This is a genomic window from Variovorax sp. P4_B11 (assembly GCF_056402355.1).
In genome coordinates this window covers 188,551-204,925 of the sequence record NZ_JBFUHO010000002.1, presented here as the reverse complement: position 1 = coordinate 204,925, position 16,375 = coordinate 188,551, and the positions used below count along the sequence as shown (strand labels likewise).

Genomic DNA, 16,375 nt, shown 5'->3' with positions numbered 1-16,375 from the left:
GTGATCCCGGTGTCAGCGCCGGTAAAGAAGAATGAACGGCCCGACGCGCTCGGGACGGGCCGCCTCGGCGGTTCAGCCCAGCTTGCCGTTCTGGAAATCGTGCACCGCCTGCGTGACCTGCTCGTGCGTGTTCATCACGAACGGCCCGTACTGGGCGATCGGCTCGTGCAGCGGCTTGCCGGCGATCAGCAGGGCGCGGGCCGGGCTGTGGTTCGATGCCGGTGCGCGCAGCACGACCCCGTCGCTTCCGGGCTCGTTGGCCAGGATCGCCATGCGCTTGGTCGGAATCTCGGCGCTGCCGATGTAGAGCGACTCGCGGAACACGTAGACGAGGGTGTTGTGGTCGTCCGGCAGCGGCTGCGCGAACTCGGCCCCGGGAGGCAGCGAGACATCGAGGTAGAGCGGCTCGGTGTGCGCGCGCTGCACCGCGCCCTGGACGCCGTGGCTTGCGCCCGCGATCACGCGCACGTGGACGCCGGCCGGGGTGGTGAACTCGGGAATCTCGGGGCTCTGGATGTCGCGGTACGAGGGCTCGCGCATCTTGTCCTTGGCCGGCAGGTTGAGCCACAGCTGGAAGCCTTCCATGAGGCCCTCTTCCTGCTCGGGCAGCTCGCTGTGCACCAGGCCGCGGCCGGCGGTCATCCATTGCACGCCGCCATTCGACAGCAGGCCTTCATGGCCGGCGCTGTCGCGGTGGCGCATGCGTCCGGAGATCATGTAGGTCACGGTTTCGAAGCCACGGTGCGGGTGGCTCGGAAAGCCGCCGATGTAGTCGCCCGGGTTGTCGCTGCCGAAGGCATCGAGCATCAGGTAGGGGTCGAGCCGCTGCTGCAGCGTCTGGTGCAGCACGCGCGTGAGCTTGACGCCGTCGCCGTCGCTGGTCGAGACGCCGGCCACGATCTGGTCGATGCCGCGCGGTTGCGAGAGCGACAGCGGCTCGATGGCGTGGGAGGGATGGGCATGGGAGGGGGTGCTCATGGCGGCATGGTGGCACGGTTGGGGCGACCGCGCTGCCGGTGGGGCTGTCGCAACGGTCAGCCCAGCGCCTCGAGCTCCCAGGAGACGCTCTGCCAGGCGACGCCGAAGCCACTGGCGGCGCCGGCGGGTGCGGCGCTCCGGATCGCCTCGAGCGCCCACTCGCCGCCGGCGCTCACGCTGTCGATCAGCGGCACCGGCACGGCGCCAGCAATGTCGGCGGCCATGCCGGCGAGGGCGGCGCCGCCCAGGATCACGGCCCGAGCCTGGAAGCGCTTCGCCGCTTCCAGGCAGGCATCGGCCAGCAGGCTGCGCGCGCCGACCGGGTCCTGCGCGAGCTGGGCACCGCTGGGCGCCACCGTGTGGATGCCGGCCAGCGAGGCGGAGAAGCCGAGCGAGGCCGCCAGACGCTCGAGCATCGGCCGCCAGCGCTCGCCGCCGGTGACGATGGCGAAGCGGCCATGCCGCGCCGCCGCCGCGAAAGCGGCCTCGGCCAGGCCGCCGACCGGCACGCCGGCGCCGTCGCGCAACGCGAACAGCCCCGGATCGCCGAAGCAGCCGATCAGGACCGCGTCGGGCCGCTCGCCGTGGGCGTAGGCCGTGGCCCAGGCGTCGAGAACCGCGTGCTGTGCCACCGCGTAGGTGGCCTCGCTGGCGATGTAGGGGGCACCGAAGCGGGCGGTGACGGCGTGGACCTCGAGGGCGCCTGCCAGCTGCGCCTGCAGATGCTGCTGCAGCAGCCCGCTCACCGTCGCCGAGGTGTTCGGGTTGATGACGAGCAGCCTGGCCATCATCCTCGGCGCGACGACCGCCGCCGCAGCAGGGCCGCCGACCCCAGCGCGATCGCCATCACCGCGAAGGACACGACGGTGGTCACCGTGCCGAGCGCGTAGATCGATGGCGTGGTCACGGTCGAGGTCAGCGCCTGCAGTTCGAGCGGCAGCGTGTTGACGTCGCCGATGGCCTGCGAGGTGCGCGCGATCTCGTCCCAGCTCAGCGTGAAGCCGAACATGCCGATGCCGACCACCGACGGCCCGATCAGCGGCAGCACCACGTGCAGGAAGCTCTGCCAGGGCGTGGCGCCGAGGTCGCGCGCGGCCTCCTCGTAGGCGGGATTGAAGCGGTTGAAGACCGCGAACATGATCAGCAGGCCGAAGGGCAGCGTCCAGGTCAGGTGGGCGCCGAGTGCCGAAGTGAGGAGGCCGAGCGCCGTGCCGTAGCTCTCGAGCGTGCCGTCGGCGCCCATCGCGCCGAGCGCGCCCTTGATGCCGCTGTCGAGCAGGCGGAACTGCAGCCCGATGCCGAGCGAGACGATGATCGACGGCATGATCAGGCTCGCCACCGTGACGAAGAACAAGGCGTTGCCGCCCTTGAGCCGCTTGCGGAAGGCGAGGCCGGCCAGCACCGACAACACCACGGTGAACCCCATGACCACCGCGCCGAGCATCAGCGAGCGGCCGAAGGCGGCGCCGATGTCGACCGTGCCCAGGCCCTCGGCGAGCTTGCGGAACCAGTGCAGCGAGACGCCGCGCAAGGGGAAGGTGAGTCCACCCTCTGGGCCCTGGAAGCTCAGCACGAAGATCGTGACCATCGGGCCGTAGAGGAAGATCACGAACAGCGCGAAGATGATCGCCAGGGGCCAGTATCCGGGGCTGCGCTGCTCACCGATCATTTTCGCTCCCCCGGCGCGCCCCTGGTCCAGAGTTGCCGTGGAACCGGCTTTGCCGGGCCGCAGGCGACGCCCCCTGCAAGGGGTGGGCGGCTACACGAAGTGAGCCAACCTGGGGGTGTTTCATAGTTCTTTGCGGATGTCGACCAGCCGGGTCAGGCCCCAGATGATCATCAGCACCACCGCCAGCAGGATCATCGCGTTGGCGGCGGCCAGCGGGAACTGCAGGTAGGAGGTCTGGACCTGGATGATCTTGCCGACCGAGGCGATCTGCTGCCCGCCCATCACGCCGATGGTGACGAAATCGCCCATCACGATCGTGATGACGAAGATCGAACCGATCAGGATGCCGGTGCGCGACAGCGGCACGATCACGTTCCACAGCGTCTGCCAGCCCGAGGCGCCGGAGTCGCTGGCGGCTTCGAGCAGCGAGCGGTCGATGCGCATCATCGAGTTGAAGATCGGCACGATCATGAACATCGTGTAGAGGTGCACGAAGGCCAGCACCACCGAGAAGTCCGAGAACAGCAGCCACTCGACCGGCGCGTCGACCAGGCCCATGCCCATCAGCCCCTGGTTGACGAGCCCGTTGCGGCCCAGCAGCGGCACCCACGAGATCATGCGGATCACGTTGGAGGTCCAGAAGGGCACCGTGCACAGCACGAAGAGCAGCGTTTGCATGCCCGGCGAGCGCACGTGGAAGGCCAGGAAGTAGGCCACCGAGAAGCCGATCAGCAGCGTGATGCCCCAGACCAGCAGGCAGAACTTGAGCGTGCTGATGTAGGTCGACAGCGTGACGCAGAAGTCGCCGTTGTCGGTGAGGTGCGAGCAGCCTTCGAAGATGCTCAGGTAGTTGCGCGGCGAGACCGCCGGGATCAGCTCGTACTCGTTGAAGTTCCACAGGCTGACCATCGCGATCAGCGCCAGCGGGATCAGGAAGAACAGCAGGAACACCACCCCGAACGGCGCCGCCTGCCACCAGGCTTTGATGGCTTTGGTGGGCGGCGATGTGGCGTGGCCGGTGGTGGCAGTTGCACTCATGAATGAAGGGGAAGATGGAGTGTTTCCTCAGGCGAGCAACGCGATGCCCGTGGGTGGGACACCGCGGAACCGGCCTTGCCGGGCCGCTGGTGTCGCCCCCCGGCAGGGGGGTGGGCGGCTACACGCAGTGAGCCAACCTGGGGGGCGAGCTCATGCCGCCACAAATTCGTTCCATTTCTTTACCATGTACTCGTTCTCGTCCATGACCGCGTTCCAGCAGGCGATGCCGCCCATGCGTTCTTCGTAGCTGCCGCCGTCGCGCAGCGCGCCGACCTTGGCGATGACGTCGCCCTGCGGGCTCTTGATGTCCTGCGTGGCGGGCTTGCCTTCCATCCAGTAGGCCCATTCGTAGGGCGCCATCTTGGCCTTGGCGGTTTCCAGTACGGCGCTGTAGTAGCCCTGGCGGTTCAGGTAGGCGCCGGCCCAGCCGTCGAGGAACCAGTTGATGAACTCGTAGGCGCCGTCGAGCTTCTTGCCCGACAAGGTGGCCGGCAGGCCGAAGCCCGAGGCCCAGGCGCGGTAGCCTTCCTTGAGCGGCTGGAAGGTGCAGGCGATGCCCTTGCTGCGCACCGCGGTCACGGCCGGCGACCACATCGACTGGATCACCACTTCGCCCGAGGACATCAGGTTGACCGACTCGTTGAAGTCCTTCCACAGCGCCCGAAACTGGCCGGCCTTCTTGGCCTCGATCAGGGTCTTGATCGTCAGGTCGATCTCGGCCTTGGTCATGTTGCCCTTGTCGGCGTACTTGTGGATGCCCTTGGCCTCGACCACCATCGCCGCGTCCATGATGCCGATCGACGGGATGTTGAGGATCGCGGCCTTGCCCTTGAACTCGGGGTTCAGCAGCTCGGCCCAGGAGCCGATCGGGCGCTTGATCAGGTCGGGCCGGATGCCCAGCGTGTCGGCGTTGTAGGTGGTCGGGATCAGCGACATGAACTGCGTCGGCGTCTTCGAGAACACCTTGCTCTTCTCGCCTTCCAGGAAGATCACCTTGATCGGCGCCGTGCCCTGGCTGCCGATCTTCTTGCCCGCGACCTCGCCCTTGGTGAACACGCTGGTGATCTTGTCGGCGTTCTTCACGCGCTGGGTGTCGATGCCCTTGAGGTTGCCCGTCGGCACGATCTTCTTCAGCGAGAAGTACTCGGTGTCGATCAGGTCGAAGCTGTTCGGCGCGGTCACGGCGCGCTTGGTGACGTCGTCGGTGGTGACGGCCACGTACTGGATCTCGATGCCGGTGTCGGCCTTGAACTTCTCGGCGATCGCCTTGTCCTGGTTGACCGCGGTGCCGAGGTAGCGCAGCACGATCTTCTCCTGCGCATGGATGGCCGGGAACACGCCGGCCGCGAGGATGCCCGCGGTGCCCTGCAGCAGCGTGCGGCGCTGCACGCCGGTGGAGGGGGTTTCGATTTTTTTGGACATGGGAGGTCTCCTGGGAGGCGGGTGGTGAAGAAGGGGAGGAAAGGAAGAACCGGATGCGGGACCAGCGCCGAGGGCCCTTTCAGGCCGCCATCGCCGCCAGGGCCGCCAACGGCGCGTTGCGTGGCGCGGGCGTGCCGCCGTCGCGCGCCGCGGGACGTACGGCGCCCGGGCCCAGCGTCCGGGCGTCCGACTCGGCCCAGGAAATGCGCACGCTCTCGCCGACTTCGTAGCTGCGGACGGCGAAGTCCTTTTCCGACAGCAGCACCGAGATGCCGCTGAGTTCGGGGCGCACGCCGGTGAGGCGCAGGCCGAGCAGCACGTAGGTGCCCTGGTATTCGACGTCGGTGACATGGGCCGGGATGCCCGGATCGCCGGCGGCGCCGGTCGCCGGCGCGATCCGCGTGTGGTCGTTGCGCACCGCGACCAGCCCGTCGTTCAGCGCGAACACGTTGTGGCCGCCCATGAAGCGCGCCACGAATTCGCTGGCCGGGTGGTTGTAGACCTGGTGCGGCGAGCCGACCTGCTCGATCAGCCCGTTGTTCATGACCACCATGGTGTCGGCCAGCGCCATCGCCTCTTCCTGCGAGTGCGTGACATGGATGAAGGTCAGGCCGAGCTCCTTCTGCCAGCGCCGCAGCTCGGCGCGCATCTGGATCCGCAGGAAGGGGTCGAGCGCCGACAGCGGCTCGTCGAGCAGCAGTACGCGCGGTTCGGTGATCAGTGCGCGTGCCAGCGCCACCCGCTGCTGCTGGCCGCCCGACAGCTCGCCGGGCTTGCGTTCGGCCAGGTGGCCCATCGCCACCCGCTCGAGCAGGTTGGCGGCGCGCTTGTGGCGCTCGCTCTTCGAGACGCCCTTCATCTTGAGGCTGAAGGCGACGTTGTCGAGCGCCGACAGGTGCGGGAACAGCGCGAAGCTCTGGAACATCATCGCAGTGCCGCGCGCCGCCGCCGGCAGGTTCGTGATGTTGCGGTTGTCGAGCAGGATGTCGCCGCCGGAAGCCGACTCGTGGCCGGCGACCATCCGCAGCGTGGTGCTCTTGCCGCAGCCCGAGGGTCCGAGCAGGCAGCAGTAGCTGCCGCTGGCGATGCGCAGGTCGATCTGGTCGACGGCAGGGGGCGTGCCGGCGGCGTAGCGCTTGCTCAGCGCGACGATTTCAACGGCTGCGGGCGGGGGGGCGGTGACAGCATCCATTGGGGATGCCATCGCAAGACATGTGCCAGCGGCCCGGCCCGCGGCCGGTCGTCCGATGCGCCGGGTTGGTGCGCGCGCCGGCCTGCGTCAAGGTGGTGCGAAGCGCGCGGCCGCGACATTGCGCAGCAGGGCGTCGCGCTGCGGCTTGCTGATGCCGCGCACGCCTTCGGCGACCCACTTGGCCCGTTCGACGTTGATGTTGCCGTCCTGCTGCCACTTGCGCACCGCGGCGGCCGGGTTGTTGAGCATGGCGGCCAGCCAGACCGCCTGCGCCGGCTCGAGGTTGCGGGCCGAGCGCTTGAAATAGGTGCGCGCCGCGGCTTCGGCGCCGCAAATCTGGGCGCCCCAGGGCGCGTTGTCCAGGTAGAGCTGCAGGATGCGCGCCTTGCCCAGCGTCTGCTCCATCTCGACCGCGTAGAGCAGTTCGCGCAGCTTGCGGTCGGCGCTCTGCTCGGCGCCGGTGACCAGCATCTTGGCGAGCTGCTGGCTCAGGGTGCTGCCGCCACGCTCGGCCTTGGCCGCCTTCTGGTTGACTTCGAGCGAAGCGCCCAGTTCGGCGATGTCGTAGCCCGGATGGGTGAAGAAGCGCTGGTCTTCGGCCGCGATCACGGCGCGCGCCAGCCAGCTGTCGCTGCCGAGGCGGCTCGGTGCGCCGCAGCGGCTGCGCGCATTGGTGAACGCCTCGGTGCCCAGCCCGTCGACGGAGAAGTCGGCGATGCGCGGCTGCAGCGCGAAAGTGCCGGCTGGCAGCGCCGCCTGGGCGTTGAGTGCCAGCGTGCCGCCGATGCGGGCGCGCTGCAGTTCCGGCAGGCCGGGCGACAACACCGCGTACCAGCGCGTGATGGGCGTCTCGGGCACGCGGATGTCGATGTGCAGCGCTTGTTGCGAGAGCCGGCCGGTCCAGCGCCCGCGCAGGATCCCGTCGTCGCTACGGCCTTCCGCCAGCAGCGGCCGGGCGGGCGGCGCGGCTTCGAGCGCGCCGCTCAGCGTGCCGGCGTCGCGGCGCACCGTGGCGCGCAGGCTGTCGAGCCGGATCGGTGCAGTGCCCAGCGCCGGCACGGGCGCGCTGCAGGGTGCGCACCGGAGTTCCAGGGTCTCGGTCGCGGCGTCCCAGCCGAACTGCACTGGTCCATGGGCGGTCTCCATCGTGCGGCCGGCGAGCCAGGGGGCGAACCAGGAGGAGGTGGCCAGCCGGATCGCGGTCGGAACACCGACATCGATCGCCACCGGGCCGGCCTGGATGCGCGCCGGCCATTCGTCTCGACCGGGCGCCAGCGCCAGCTTCAGGATCAGGAACACCGCAACTGCCGCCGTCAGGAGCAGGGCCAGGGTCGCGAAAAGCAGGTAGACCAGCGCTTTCTTCAGCAAATCACTCTCACTCTGTCAATGTTCCATCACGCCATCGTGTGACCCGCGATGCATAAAACCGGCGTCTCCCGATGTCAGGGATACCGCGGAACCGGCTTTGCCGGGCCGCTGGTATCGCCCCCTCGAGGGGGCGGCGCCGCAGGCGCTTCGGGGGTGTTTCCATGCGCGTCACTCGATCTCTCTTGCCAGGGTCACAGCTTGCCATGGCCCGCGCGAGCGGCCGCTGCCCGCCGCCCAGTACCAGGCTGAAGTGTCGGTGAAAGCGTCGCCCCCGGCGTCGACGATGCGCTCGCAGACCCGGATTTTTTTCCTGTTGTCGCGTTCGGCGACGAAACAGCGCCACAGTCGCTCGTGCAGGTCGCGCTCGAGGCGGGCCTGGGCGATGCCGTAACCCAGTGCGCGGTAGCAGTCGGCGGCCGGGTGCAGCATGCGGGTCGGCGCGTTCACCTGGCGCAGCACCAGCACCTGTTCGCCGTCGGTGAGGCGCGCGATGGCGCCGGGGAACTGCTCGGCGAAGCGGCGCTCGACGGCGCTCATCGCCAGGGGCCGCAGCGGCGCACCGTCCCACTCGCTGGGCCATTCGGTGGAGGCGGCAGCCGCAGCGGCGGTCGGCGGCCGCTGCAGCGCCGCGCTGCCCGACCAGGCCAGGCAGAGCAGCATGGCGAGCGCGAACAGCGCCTTGTGCAGCATGCGATGCACGAAGCGGTTGGCGAAGCAGCGGTCAAGCAGCGCGATGGCCACGCCGTTCTCCCTGGTTCATCACCCATGCGATGCCACCGCAGACCGCCGCCAGCAGTGCCAGGCCGAAGGCGTCGTGCAGCCACGGTGCCGGCGCGAGCCCGACGGCCTCCAGGGCGATCAGCAGGCTGTTGCGCACGATGTTGCCCAGCAGCACCAGTGCGCCGACGGCCGGCAGCCGGGCGAGGAAGCCGCGGTCGTCGCGGCGGGCCCAGAGCGCGACCACGCAAGCCGTGAAGTAGCCGAGCCAGACCATCTGCACGCCCGAGCAGGGCGCGTCGACGATCACCAGCTGGCCGCCGACCCGGAGGCTGCTGCCCTCGCGCGCGATCTCGAAGCCCGGCGCCAGCAGCCAGCGGCTGGCCTCGGCGGTGGCCACACGCAGCGGATAGCCGGCGTAGAACTGCAGCGAGGACAGGAGCGGCAGCGCCAGCACCGCCAGCCCGGCGACCGGCCCCGCGGCCACCTGGCGCGGCAGGAAGGCCAGCAAGCCGCAGGCCTCTGCGAGCATGGCCACGAGCGCCGCGGCCAGCGGCGGCAGCGCGGGCAGGGCGCCGACGCCGGTGCGTGCCAGCGTGGCGGCCACCGTTGCCAGGGCGGCGAGCGCCAGCCAGCCGAGGCGCGGCGCCGCGCGCAGTTCGCCGCGCAAGGCCATCACGAGCACGGCCAGCGCCGCGAGCGCCAGCAGGCCGAGCGGATCGTCGGAGCGGTCCAGCATCCGCCGCCCCATCCAGAGCCAGGTCGGCGCCAGCGCGGCGGCCTGCAGCGCGAGCCAGCCCAGGGCCGGTGCGCGGTCGAGCCGGATCCCGGCCTCGAACAGGCGCGGATGGCGGCTGGCGAGAGTGTCGAGGGTCATGGTCATGGTCATGGTTTCTTTTGGTCTTCTTGAGCAGTCTTTCTGATCAGTTGAGGACAGAGCAAAAACTGCTTCGCAGTTTCTTGGTCTGTCCCGCAAGGTCTCAGGAAGTCATCCGGCGCGTGTCGGTTCGGCGGGCACGGCGGCGCAGCATCGCCAGCATCGAGAGCAGCACCGCGATCGCGCCCAGCATCTCCGGCTCGGGCGTGCTCGGCACCTCGACGCCCAGGCTTTGGCCGAGCGCGAGCTCGCCGACGCCCTGCGGCAGCGGCAGCGGCTGGTCGACGCCGGCTGCGTTTTGCGGCGCCGGGTTGCGCACCACGCGGTCGATGGCGATGAAGCTGGTGTATTGCGTGAGCAGGCCGTAGCGCAGGCCCAGGTCGGTGATGCGCTGGCGCAAGTCGTCGCCGCCCTCCAGCGCTTCCTGGTCGGAGAGGCTCGCGATGCGATGCCGCGCCCACAGGCTGCGCAGCGCGGCCGCGTCCCGGCGCGCCTGCGGGTCCACCTTCAGCGTCTGCCGGTACGGACCCTCGGCGCCGCGGCCTTCGATCACGAGCCGGCCCTTGGCCTCGCCGCGCCACTTGCCGAACAGGATCACCGGGCGCTCGCCGAGCACGTCGGGCAGCGACATCGGCTCCACCTCGTAGACATCGAGATCCTCGAAGCGCGCCTTGACCTGCGTCAGCACCGGCGACTCGACCAGGCGGCGGAAACGCGCGGCCTGCTCGGGTGCCTGGACCGGATCGGTGATCACGAAGGGCTCGCCCATGCCGGCGCGCGCCAGGCCCTCGATCAGGTGCCGGTTGACCGAGGAGCCGATGCCGAAGGCGAACAGGTTGGCCCGGCCGAGGTTCCGGCGCACCAGTTCGAAGGCTTCGCGCTCGACGGTGACGTAGCCGTCCGTGACCACCACCAGCGTGCGCGAGACGCCCTCGGCCTTCGGCTCGGCATAGGCCCGCTTCAGCGCCGGGATCAGTTCGGTGCTGCCGCCGCCGCCGTGGTTCTGGATCGTCGCCAGCGCCTGCGCGATGTTGGCGCGGGTGGCCGGCACCGAGTGCGGCGACAGCATGCGGTTGCTGCCCGAGAACAGCAGCACGTTGAAGGTGTCGCTGGGCCGCAGGCCGCCGATCAGCCGCTCCAGCATGGCGCGGGTGGTGTCGAGCGGGAAGCCGTGCATCGAGCCCGAGATGTCGACCACGAAGAGGTAGTCGCGCGGCGAAATGGCGTTCGCGGCCACCGATTTCGGCGGCTCGACCATCGCGAGGAAGAAGTTCTCGGAACCGTCGCCGTGGCCTTGGTAGAGCATCAGCCCGGACTGGATCCGCTCGCCCGCGAGCCGCCAGTCGAGCACGAAGTCGCGGTTGTCGGCCGGCCCGGCGCTGCGGGCCAGCGTGACGTCGGCATGGGCATCGCCATCGCGCCGGGCGAGCTCGATCGCATGGCTTTGCGAGCGCACTTCCTGCAGCGCCATCGGCATGTCGAGCGCGACCTTGAGCTTGAAGGCGGTGCCCGGTGCGACCGCCGCGCGCAATGTGGGCTGCGCCACCCAGCGGGCCTGCGCGTTCTCCGACTGCGGGCTGTTGTAGCGCGGCCCGACCACCGTCGGATAGACGAACTGGTAGTTGCCGCCCTGCGGCACCAGCAGCTCGGTGTAGCGCAGCGTCACCCGGACCTCGTCGCCCGGCAGGATGTTGGCGACGTTCATCTGGAACACGTTGGGCAGGTGCTGCTCGAGCAGCGCCGCGGTCTTGCCTTCCTTCTTCGCGGCGTCGTAATCGATGCGGGCCTGTGCCTTTTCGCGGATCTGCGCCGTGATCAGGCGCTCGCCGATCCGCATGTCGAGGGCGCCGACTGCGGCGCGGGTCGAGCCCGGGAACACGTAGCGGGCCTCGATCGCCCGCTGCCCCTCGTTGCGGTAGGTCTGCGTGACCGTGACGTCGGCGATCACGCCGGAGATCTTCACGTCGACCTCGGTGCCCTTGAGCGGCAGGCGGTCGAGCTCGGGGTCGTCGCTCTTGACGAAGAAGTACGGGCTCTCGGTCTTCGCGCGCGGGCCCGGCGCTTCCTGCGCATGAAGCGGGCGCAGGCTCAGCGCGAGGAAGCTCGCGGCGGCCAGCGCCACGGTGACCAGCCAGAGCCGGCGGCCGGGGCGACAAGGGGTGGCGGTGGTGTCCATGGTGTTGTTCCTTCTCCTTCTTCTTGTGCGAACTTGCACGGTGCCCAATGTCGACAGCGTCCAAGAAGGGAGTTGGAAGGCTTCTTGAAGTCCGGCGCGGCCGACGCAGGCTTGTGTGAAGTCCGTGTGAAGTCCCGGGCCAAGGGACTTCACACGGGCATCGCCCGGATCGGGAACCATCGCTGCCTGTTCCTGCTCCCTCCCTGCCATGACCTCTCCCTGCGCAACTCCCTCCCGCGCGCCGACCTGGCGCCGTACGGCCGCCTGGCTCGCGGCGCTGTCGACCGGCACCGTGGTGGTGCTGGCGATCGCCGGCGGCATTGCGGTGGCCACGATCTACCCGCGCCTTCCCGACCTGTCCGCGCTCCTGGACTACCAGCCCAAGCAGCCGCTGCGGGTCTATTCGGCCGAAGGCACCCTGATCGGCGAGTTCGGCGAGGAGCGCCGCAACCTGACGCCCTTCGCGCAGATTCCCCAGGTCATGAAGGACGCAGTGCTGGCGGTGGAGGACGCGCGCTTCTACGAACACGGCGGCGTCGACTACAAGGGCTTCGTGCGGGCCGCGGTGGCCAGCCTGCAGGGCGGCCGCAAGCAGGGGGCTTCCACCATCACGATGCAGGTCGCGCGCAACGTCTACCTGAGCTCCGAGCGCACGGTGCAGCGCAAGACCTGGGAGATCCTGCTGGCGCTGCGCATGGAGCGCCAGCTCACGAAGGATCAGATCCTCGAGATCTACCTGAACCAGATCTACCTGGGCAACCGTGCCTACGGTTTCGCCGCTGCGGCCGAGACCTATTTCGGCAAGCCGCTGCAGGACATCACGATCGCCCAGGCGGCGATGCTGGCCGGCCTGCCGAAGGCGCCGGGCACCAACAACCCGGTGGCGAATCCGCGCCGCGCGCGCGCCCGCCAGCTCTACGTGATCGATCGCATGCAGGAAACCGGCTTCATCACCGCAGCACAGGCCGAGGCTGCGCGCAAGGAACCGCTGCAGCTGCGCGACGCCGCCGACCCGTCGCGGCTGCATGCCGAATACGTGGCCGAGACCGTGCGCCAGATGATGCATGCGCAGTACGGCGACAGCATCTACACCAGCGGGCTCAAGGTCTCGACTTCGCTGGTCGCGGCCGAGCAGCAGGCGGCCTATCGCTCGCTGCGCAAGGGCATCATGGACTACGAGCGGCGCCAGGCCTATCGCGGTCCCGAGGCTTTCGTCGATCTGCCGGAGGACCCGAAGGCGCTCGACGACGCGGTGGACGACGCCCTGGCCGAGCACCCGGACAACGGCGACCTGGTGGCCGCGGTGGTGCTGCAGGCCAGCGCCAGGGAAGTCAGCGCGCTACGTGCGAACGGCGAGGCGCTGCAGATCAGCGGCGAAGGCCTGAAGCCCGCGCAGTCGGGCCTGGCGGAGAAGGCGCCCCGCGACATCCGGATCCGCCGCGGCGCGGTGATCCGGGTCGCACGCACGCCGAAGAACAGCTGGGAGATCACGCAGCTGCCCGAGGTCGAAGGCGCCTTCGTCGCGCTCGATCCGAGGAGCGGCGCGATCCAGGCGCTGGTCGGCGGCTTCGACTTTGGCAAGAACAAGTTCAACCATGCGACACAGGCCTGGCGCCAGCCCGGCTCGAGCTTCAAGCCCTTCATCTATTCGGCGGCGCTCGAGAAGGGCTTCGCGCCGGCCACCGTGATCAACGACGCCCCGCTGCACTTCGAGGCCGGTGCCGGCGGCACCGCCTGGGAGCCGAAGAACTACGACGGCGGCTACGACGGCCCGATCACGCTGCGCCGCGCGCTGCAGCAGTCGAAGAACCTGGTCACGCTGCGCGTGATGCAGTCGATCGGCGCCGACTACGCGCAGGACTGGGTGACGCGCTTCGGCTTCGAGCGCGACAAGCAGCCGGCCAACCTGCCGATGGCGCTGGGCGCCGGCTCGGTGACGCCGATGCAGATGGCCGCCGGCTATGCGGTGTTCGCCAACGGCGGCTACCGCGTCAACCCCTACCTCGTGACGCGCGTCACCGACGCCCGCGGCAAGGTGCTGATGGAGACCGAGCCACCGGTGCTGGACGAGGCCCGGCGCGCGATTCCCGAGCGCAACGCCTTCGTCATGGATTCGCTGCTGCAGAGCGTGGTGAAGGGCGGCACCGCGTCGCGGGCCTACCAGGCGTTGCGGCGCGACGACCTGTACGGCAAGACCGGCACCACCAACGACTCCTTCGACACCTGGTTCGCCGGCTTCCAGCCGACGCGCGTGGGCATCGCCTGGGTCGGCTACGACACGCCGCGCCAGCTCGGCGTGCGCGGCGAGACCGGCGGCAGCCTGAGCCTGCCGATCTGGACCGGCTACATGCAGTCGGCGCTCAAGGGCGTGCCGGTGGCCGCGCTGAAGGCGCCCGATGGCGTGCTGCAGGTCGATGGCGAGTGGTACTTCGACGACTACGCGCCGGGCCGCGGCGTGGCCAGCCTGGGCCTGGACCCCGCGCTGGCGCCGCTGTCGGCCGAGGACCTGGCCGGCGTGCCGGTGAGCCCGCCCGCGGCGCCGGAGCAGCGAAGCCGCATCCTCGATTTCTTCAGGTAGCTGTTGCTCGCCCCCAGGTTGCCCCGCACTTCGTGTCGGGGCGCCTCGAGTCGCTGCCAGAGGCAGCGGCTCTTCGGGCCGTCCAAGCCTGCCAGTGCAGGCTTGGAGCCGCGGCCCTCAGCCCCCTGCCGGGGGCAACACCAGCGGCCCGGCAAAGCCGGTTCCGCGGTGTTTCACGAACGGGCCGCGCTTCGCCGGCCGCGCGGCAAGCCACAGTGCCTACACTCCGGGCTGCCCAACGCCTGTTCTTGCCTTGAAGCTCCATGGAAACTCTCACCCTGGTGACGCTGATCGTCATCGGCGCCTACCTCGTCAAGTCCCAGCACCAGCGACAGCGCATCGCGCTGCTGGGCAGCCACCTCGGCCACTATCAGATCGAGAAGCTGATGGAGAACCTCACCGAAGGCTATCTTCGCTGCCTCGGCGAGGACGACCCCGAGCGCCGGGCGCAGATCTGGCGCCTGCTCGACAGCACCGAAGAAAAGCTGTCGGCCCAGTTCGACAGCTTCGCGGCCGAGTTCGCGCGCATCGGCGAGAAGGAGGCGCGGGTCAGCAAGCTGCCGCTCGCGCTGCCCTTCGCGCCGCAGTTGTTCCCTGGCGCGACCTTCGACCTGCGCCAGGCCTTCGCGATCCATGCCCGCGGCATCGCCGCCGTGATGCGCAACGAGCGGCATCGCGCACCGAAGGCCAAGGCCTTCATGATGTCGGCCGAGCTGTTCCTGATGCAGCACAGCTGCCACTGGTACTGCAAGTCGAAGGCCGTCGCTTCTGCGCGCCTGCTGGCACGCCACCAGACCTCCTACCAGCAGGTGCTCGACGCGGTGAGCCCCGAGACCCGCAAGGCCTATGGAGAGCTCACCGGTCAGTGATGTGACAGCAGCGGCAGCGTGAGCGTGGCCAGCGCGCCGCCGCGCGGCGCATTGGCGAGCTCGACCCGGCCGCGGTGCAGGGTGGCGATCTCCTTCACGAAGGCCAGGCCGAGGCCGGTGCTCTTCTTCTGGCTGTGCGGCCGCGCGAGCGAGTAGAACTTCTCGAACACCTTGTCCTTGGCGTAGTCCGGGATGCCCTCGCCGCGGTCGCGCACGCTGACGATGGCACGGCGCGAGCTGGCTTCCAGAGCCAGCAGCACCTCGGCGCCCGGAGGCGAGAAGTCGATCGCGTTGTCGAGCAGGTTGCTGACCGCGCGGCGCAGCAGGAATGGGTCGCCCTCGACGCGCGCCTCGGCATGGATCGCCACCTGCACGCGGACATCGCGCCGCGCCGCCGCGGCCTGGGCGCTGGCCGCCACCTCGCGCAGCAGCGGTCCCAGCGCCACCGGCTCGCTGCGGTCCAGCGCGCGCCGGGTCTCGAGCGCGGTGAGCTCCATCATGCGGTCGACGATCTCCTGGATGCGCTGCGTCTCGTGCGCGATGTTGCCGAGGAAGCGCTCGCGCTCGGCCTGCGGCATCGAAGGCTCCTGGATCAGCTCGGCGGCGCCGCGGATCGCCGACAGCGGGCTCTTGATCTCGTGCGTGAAGGTCTGCACGTAGTCGGCGACGTAGTTGCGGCCGGTGAAGGCGTCGCGCATTTCCCCGAAGCCGCGGCGCAGCGTGTCGACCGCGCGGCGCAGCATGCGCCCGAGGCTCGGGCTGCGCTGCGCGCGCAGCCAGCCCACGTAGTCCGAGATCAGTCCGAAGGGGCGCACCAGCCAGATCGAGACGATGATCGCGCCCACCAGCAGCGCCAGCGCCGAGCCGCCGCCGACCCACAGCGTGCGCGCCCGCGCGTCCTCGACGAACTGGCCGAAGCTCTGCACCGGCTTGCCGACGCTGACCACGCCGACGATCTCGTTGCCCCAGCGCACCGGTGCGCCCACGTACATCACCGAGCTCAGCGGATCGCCCGCGATGTCGCGCGTGGTGCGGGCGCCGTAGGTGCCGGCCAGCGATCGCTTGACGTCGCTCCACTGCGAGAAGTCGGCGCCCAGGTTGCGGCCCTGCGAGTCGAACAGCACGCGGCCGTTGCGGTCGGTGACGTACATCCGCAGCTCGACGTGGCGCTTGTGCAGGTTGTAGATCTGGGCCGAGAACTGGCGCGCATAGACCGATCGGAACAGCGGCTCGAGCCGCGCGGTGTTGATCGCGCCGGCGATCACGTCCTGCTCGACCAGGCTGGCCATCAGCTGCGAGGCCTCGACCAGCGACTCCTCGGCCGACTCGCGATAGCGCGGGTCGATGTCGATCACCACGCGGTAGAGCAGGAAGGCAATGCCTGCCGTGTAGATCAGCAGGATGCCGAGGAAGATGCGTGTCCTGCTCGTCATGTCGTGGCCCCCACGCTCCCCACTTCGTGTGGTCGCTGCCCCCCGAGGGGGCCGCAGG

At 69.6% G+C, this 16,375-nt stretch carries 13 protein-coding genes; 2 read left to right on the top strand and 11 right to left on the bottom strand.

Annotation, left to right across the window (positions count from 1 at the left end; translation table 11 throughout):
* Positions 1-72 precede the first annotated feature (72 nt).
* The 10 genes from AC1DYD_RS03150 to AC1DYD_RS03105 all read right to left on the bottom strand — a co-directional run bounded on the left by AC1DYD_RS03150 (position 73) and on the right by AC1DYD_RS03105 (position 11,437).
* Positions 73-978, bottom strand: coding sequence for a pirin family protein (locus AC1DYD_RS03150; RefSeq protein WP_478171285.1), 906 nt, complete (start codon positions 976-978; stop codon positions 73-75).
* A 56-nt stretch (positions 979-1,034) separates the two neighbouring features.
* Positions 1,035-1,766 (bottom strand): aspartate/glutamate racemase family protein, encoded by a 732-nt coding sequence (locus AC1DYD_RS03145; protein WP_478171437.1) that lies wholly within the window; start codon positions 1,764-1,766, stop codon positions 1,035-1,037.
* On the bottom strand, positions 1,766-2,647 hold the full coding sequence (locus tag AC1DYD_RS03140) for an ABC transporter permease (protein ID WP_478171284.1): 882 nt from the start codon (positions 2,645-2,647) through the stop codon (positions 1,766-1,768). The genes AC1DYD_RS03145 and AC1DYD_RS03140 overlap by 1 nt, the downstream gene beginning before the upstream one ends.
* A gap of 120 nt (positions 2,648-2,767) precedes the next feature.
* Positions 2,768-3,685, bottom strand: a complete 918-nt coding sequence (locus AC1DYD_RS03135) for an ABC transporter permease (protein ID WP_478171283.1) — start codon at positions 3,683-3,685, stop codon at positions 2,768-2,770.
* A gap of 150 nt (positions 3,686-3,835) precedes the next feature.
* Positions 3,836-5,107 carry an ABC transporter substrate-binding protein gene (locus tag AC1DYD_RS03130; RefSeq protein WP_478171282.1) on the bottom strand — a complete coding sequence of 424 codons (1,272 nt, stop codon included), beginning with the start codon at positions 5,105-5,107 and terminating at the stop codon, positions 3,836-3,838.
* Between the two features lie 79 nt (positions 5,108-5,186).
* Positions 5,187-6,299 carry an ABC transporter ATP-binding protein gene (locus tag AC1DYD_RS03125; protein WP_478171281.1) on the bottom strand — a complete coding sequence of 371 codons (1,113 nt, stop codon included), beginning with the start codon at positions 6,297-6,299 and terminating at the stop codon, positions 5,187-5,189.
* 87 nt (positions 6,300-6,386) lie between these two features.
* On the bottom strand, positions 6,387-7,667 hold the full coding sequence (locus tag AC1DYD_RS03120; protein ID WP_478171280.1) for a biosynthetic peptidoglycan transglycosylase: 1,281 nt from the start codon (positions 7,665-7,667) through the stop codon (positions 6,387-6,389).
* A gap of 168 nt (positions 7,668-7,835) precedes the next feature.
* Positions 7,836-8,408: a hypothetical protein gene (locus AC1DYD_RS03115; protein WP_478171279.1), complete on the bottom strand. Its 573-nt coding sequence runs from the start codon at positions 8,406-8,408 to the stop codon at positions 7,836-7,838.
* Positions 8,389-9,261 (bottom strand): exosortase Q, encoded by an 873-nt coding sequence (gene xrtQ, locus AC1DYD_RS03110; protein WP_478171436.1) that lies wholly within the window; start codon positions 9,259-9,261, stop codon positions 8,389-8,391. Before xrtQ ends, AC1DYD_RS03115 begins: the two co-directional genes overlap by 20 nt.
* 103 nt (positions 9,262-9,364) lie before the next feature.
* The gene (locus AC1DYD_RS03105) at positions 9,365-11,437 is read right to left on the bottom strand and encodes a VIT and vWA domain-containing protein (RefSeq protein WP_478171278.1); all 2,073 of its coding nucleotides are present in this window, start codon (positions 11,435-11,437) and stop codon (positions 9,365-9,367) included.
* Between the two features lie 208 nt (positions 11,438-11,645).
* Between AC1DYD_RS03105 and AC1DYD_RS03100 the strand changes: the two genes are divergently transcribed.
* Both AC1DYD_RS03100 and AC1DYD_RS03095 read left to right on the top strand, forming a co-directional pair.
* Positions 11,646-14,015: a penicillin-binding protein 1A gene (locus tag AC1DYD_RS03100; RefSeq protein ID WP_478171277.1), complete on the top strand. Its 2,370-nt coding sequence runs from the start codon at positions 11,646-11,648 to the stop codon at positions 14,013-14,015.
* A gap of 263 nt (positions 14,016-14,278) precedes the next feature.
* Positions 14,279-14,884, top strand: a complete 606-nt coding sequence (locus AC1DYD_RS03095; RefSeq protein WP_478171276.1) for a hypothetical protein — start codon at positions 14,279-14,281, stop codon at positions 14,882-14,884.
* Here AC1DYD_RS03095 and creC read toward each other — a convergent pair.
* Positions 14,878-16,317, bottom strand: coding sequence for a two-component system sensor histidine kinase CreC (creC, locus tag AC1DYD_RS03090; RefSeq protein WP_478171275.1), 1,440 nt, complete (start codon positions 16,315-16,317; stop codon positions 14,878-14,880). The two genes, AC1DYD_RS03095 and creC, sit on opposite strands and share 7 nt — an antisense overlap.
* Positions 16,318-16,375: the final 58 nt, after the last annotated feature.

Coding starts and splice junctions, on each gene's coding strand:
- AC1DYD_RS03150 (WP_478171285.1), bottom strand. CDS start 978: ATGAGCACCCCCTCCCATGCCCATCCCTCCCACGCCATCGAGCCGCTG.
- AC1DYD_RS03145 (WP_478171437.1), bottom strand. CDS start 1,766: ATGGCCAGGCTGCTCGTCATCAACCCGAACACCTCGGCGACGGTGAGC.
- AC1DYD_RS03140 (WP_478171284.1), bottom strand. CDS start 2,647: ATGATCGGTGAGCAGCGCAGCCCCGGATACTGGCCCCTGGCGATCATC.
- AC1DYD_RS03135 (WP_478171283.1), bottom strand. CDS start 3,685: ATGAGTGCAACTGCCACCACCGGCCACGCCACATCGCCGCCCACCAAA.
- AC1DYD_RS03130 (WP_478171282.1), bottom strand. CDS start 5,107: ATGTCCAAAAAAATCGAAACCCCCTCCACCGGCGTGCAGCGCCGCACG.
- AC1DYD_RS03125 (WP_478171281.1), bottom strand. CDS start 6,299: ATGGATGCTGTCACCGCCCCCCCGCCCGCAGCCGTTGAAATCGTCGCG.
- xrtQ (WP_478171436.1), bottom strand. CDS start 9,261: ATGACCCTCGACACTCTCGCCAGCCGCCATCCGCGCCTGTTCGAGGCC.
- AC1DYD_RS03105 (WP_478171278.1), bottom strand. CDS start 11,437: ATGGACACCACCGCCACCCCTTGTCGCCCCGGCCGCCGGCTCTGGCTG.
- AC1DYD_RS03100 (WP_478171277.1), top strand. CDS start 11,646: ATGACCTCTCCCTGCGCAACTCCCTCCCGCGCGCCGACCTGGCGCCGT.
- AC1DYD_RS03095 (WP_478171276.1), top strand. CDS start 14,279: ATGGAAACTCTCACCCTGGTGACGCTGATCGTCATCGGCGCCTACCTC.
- creC (WP_478171275.1), bottom strand. CDS start 16,317: ATGACGAGCAGGACACGCATCTTCCTCGGCATCCTGCTGATCTACACG.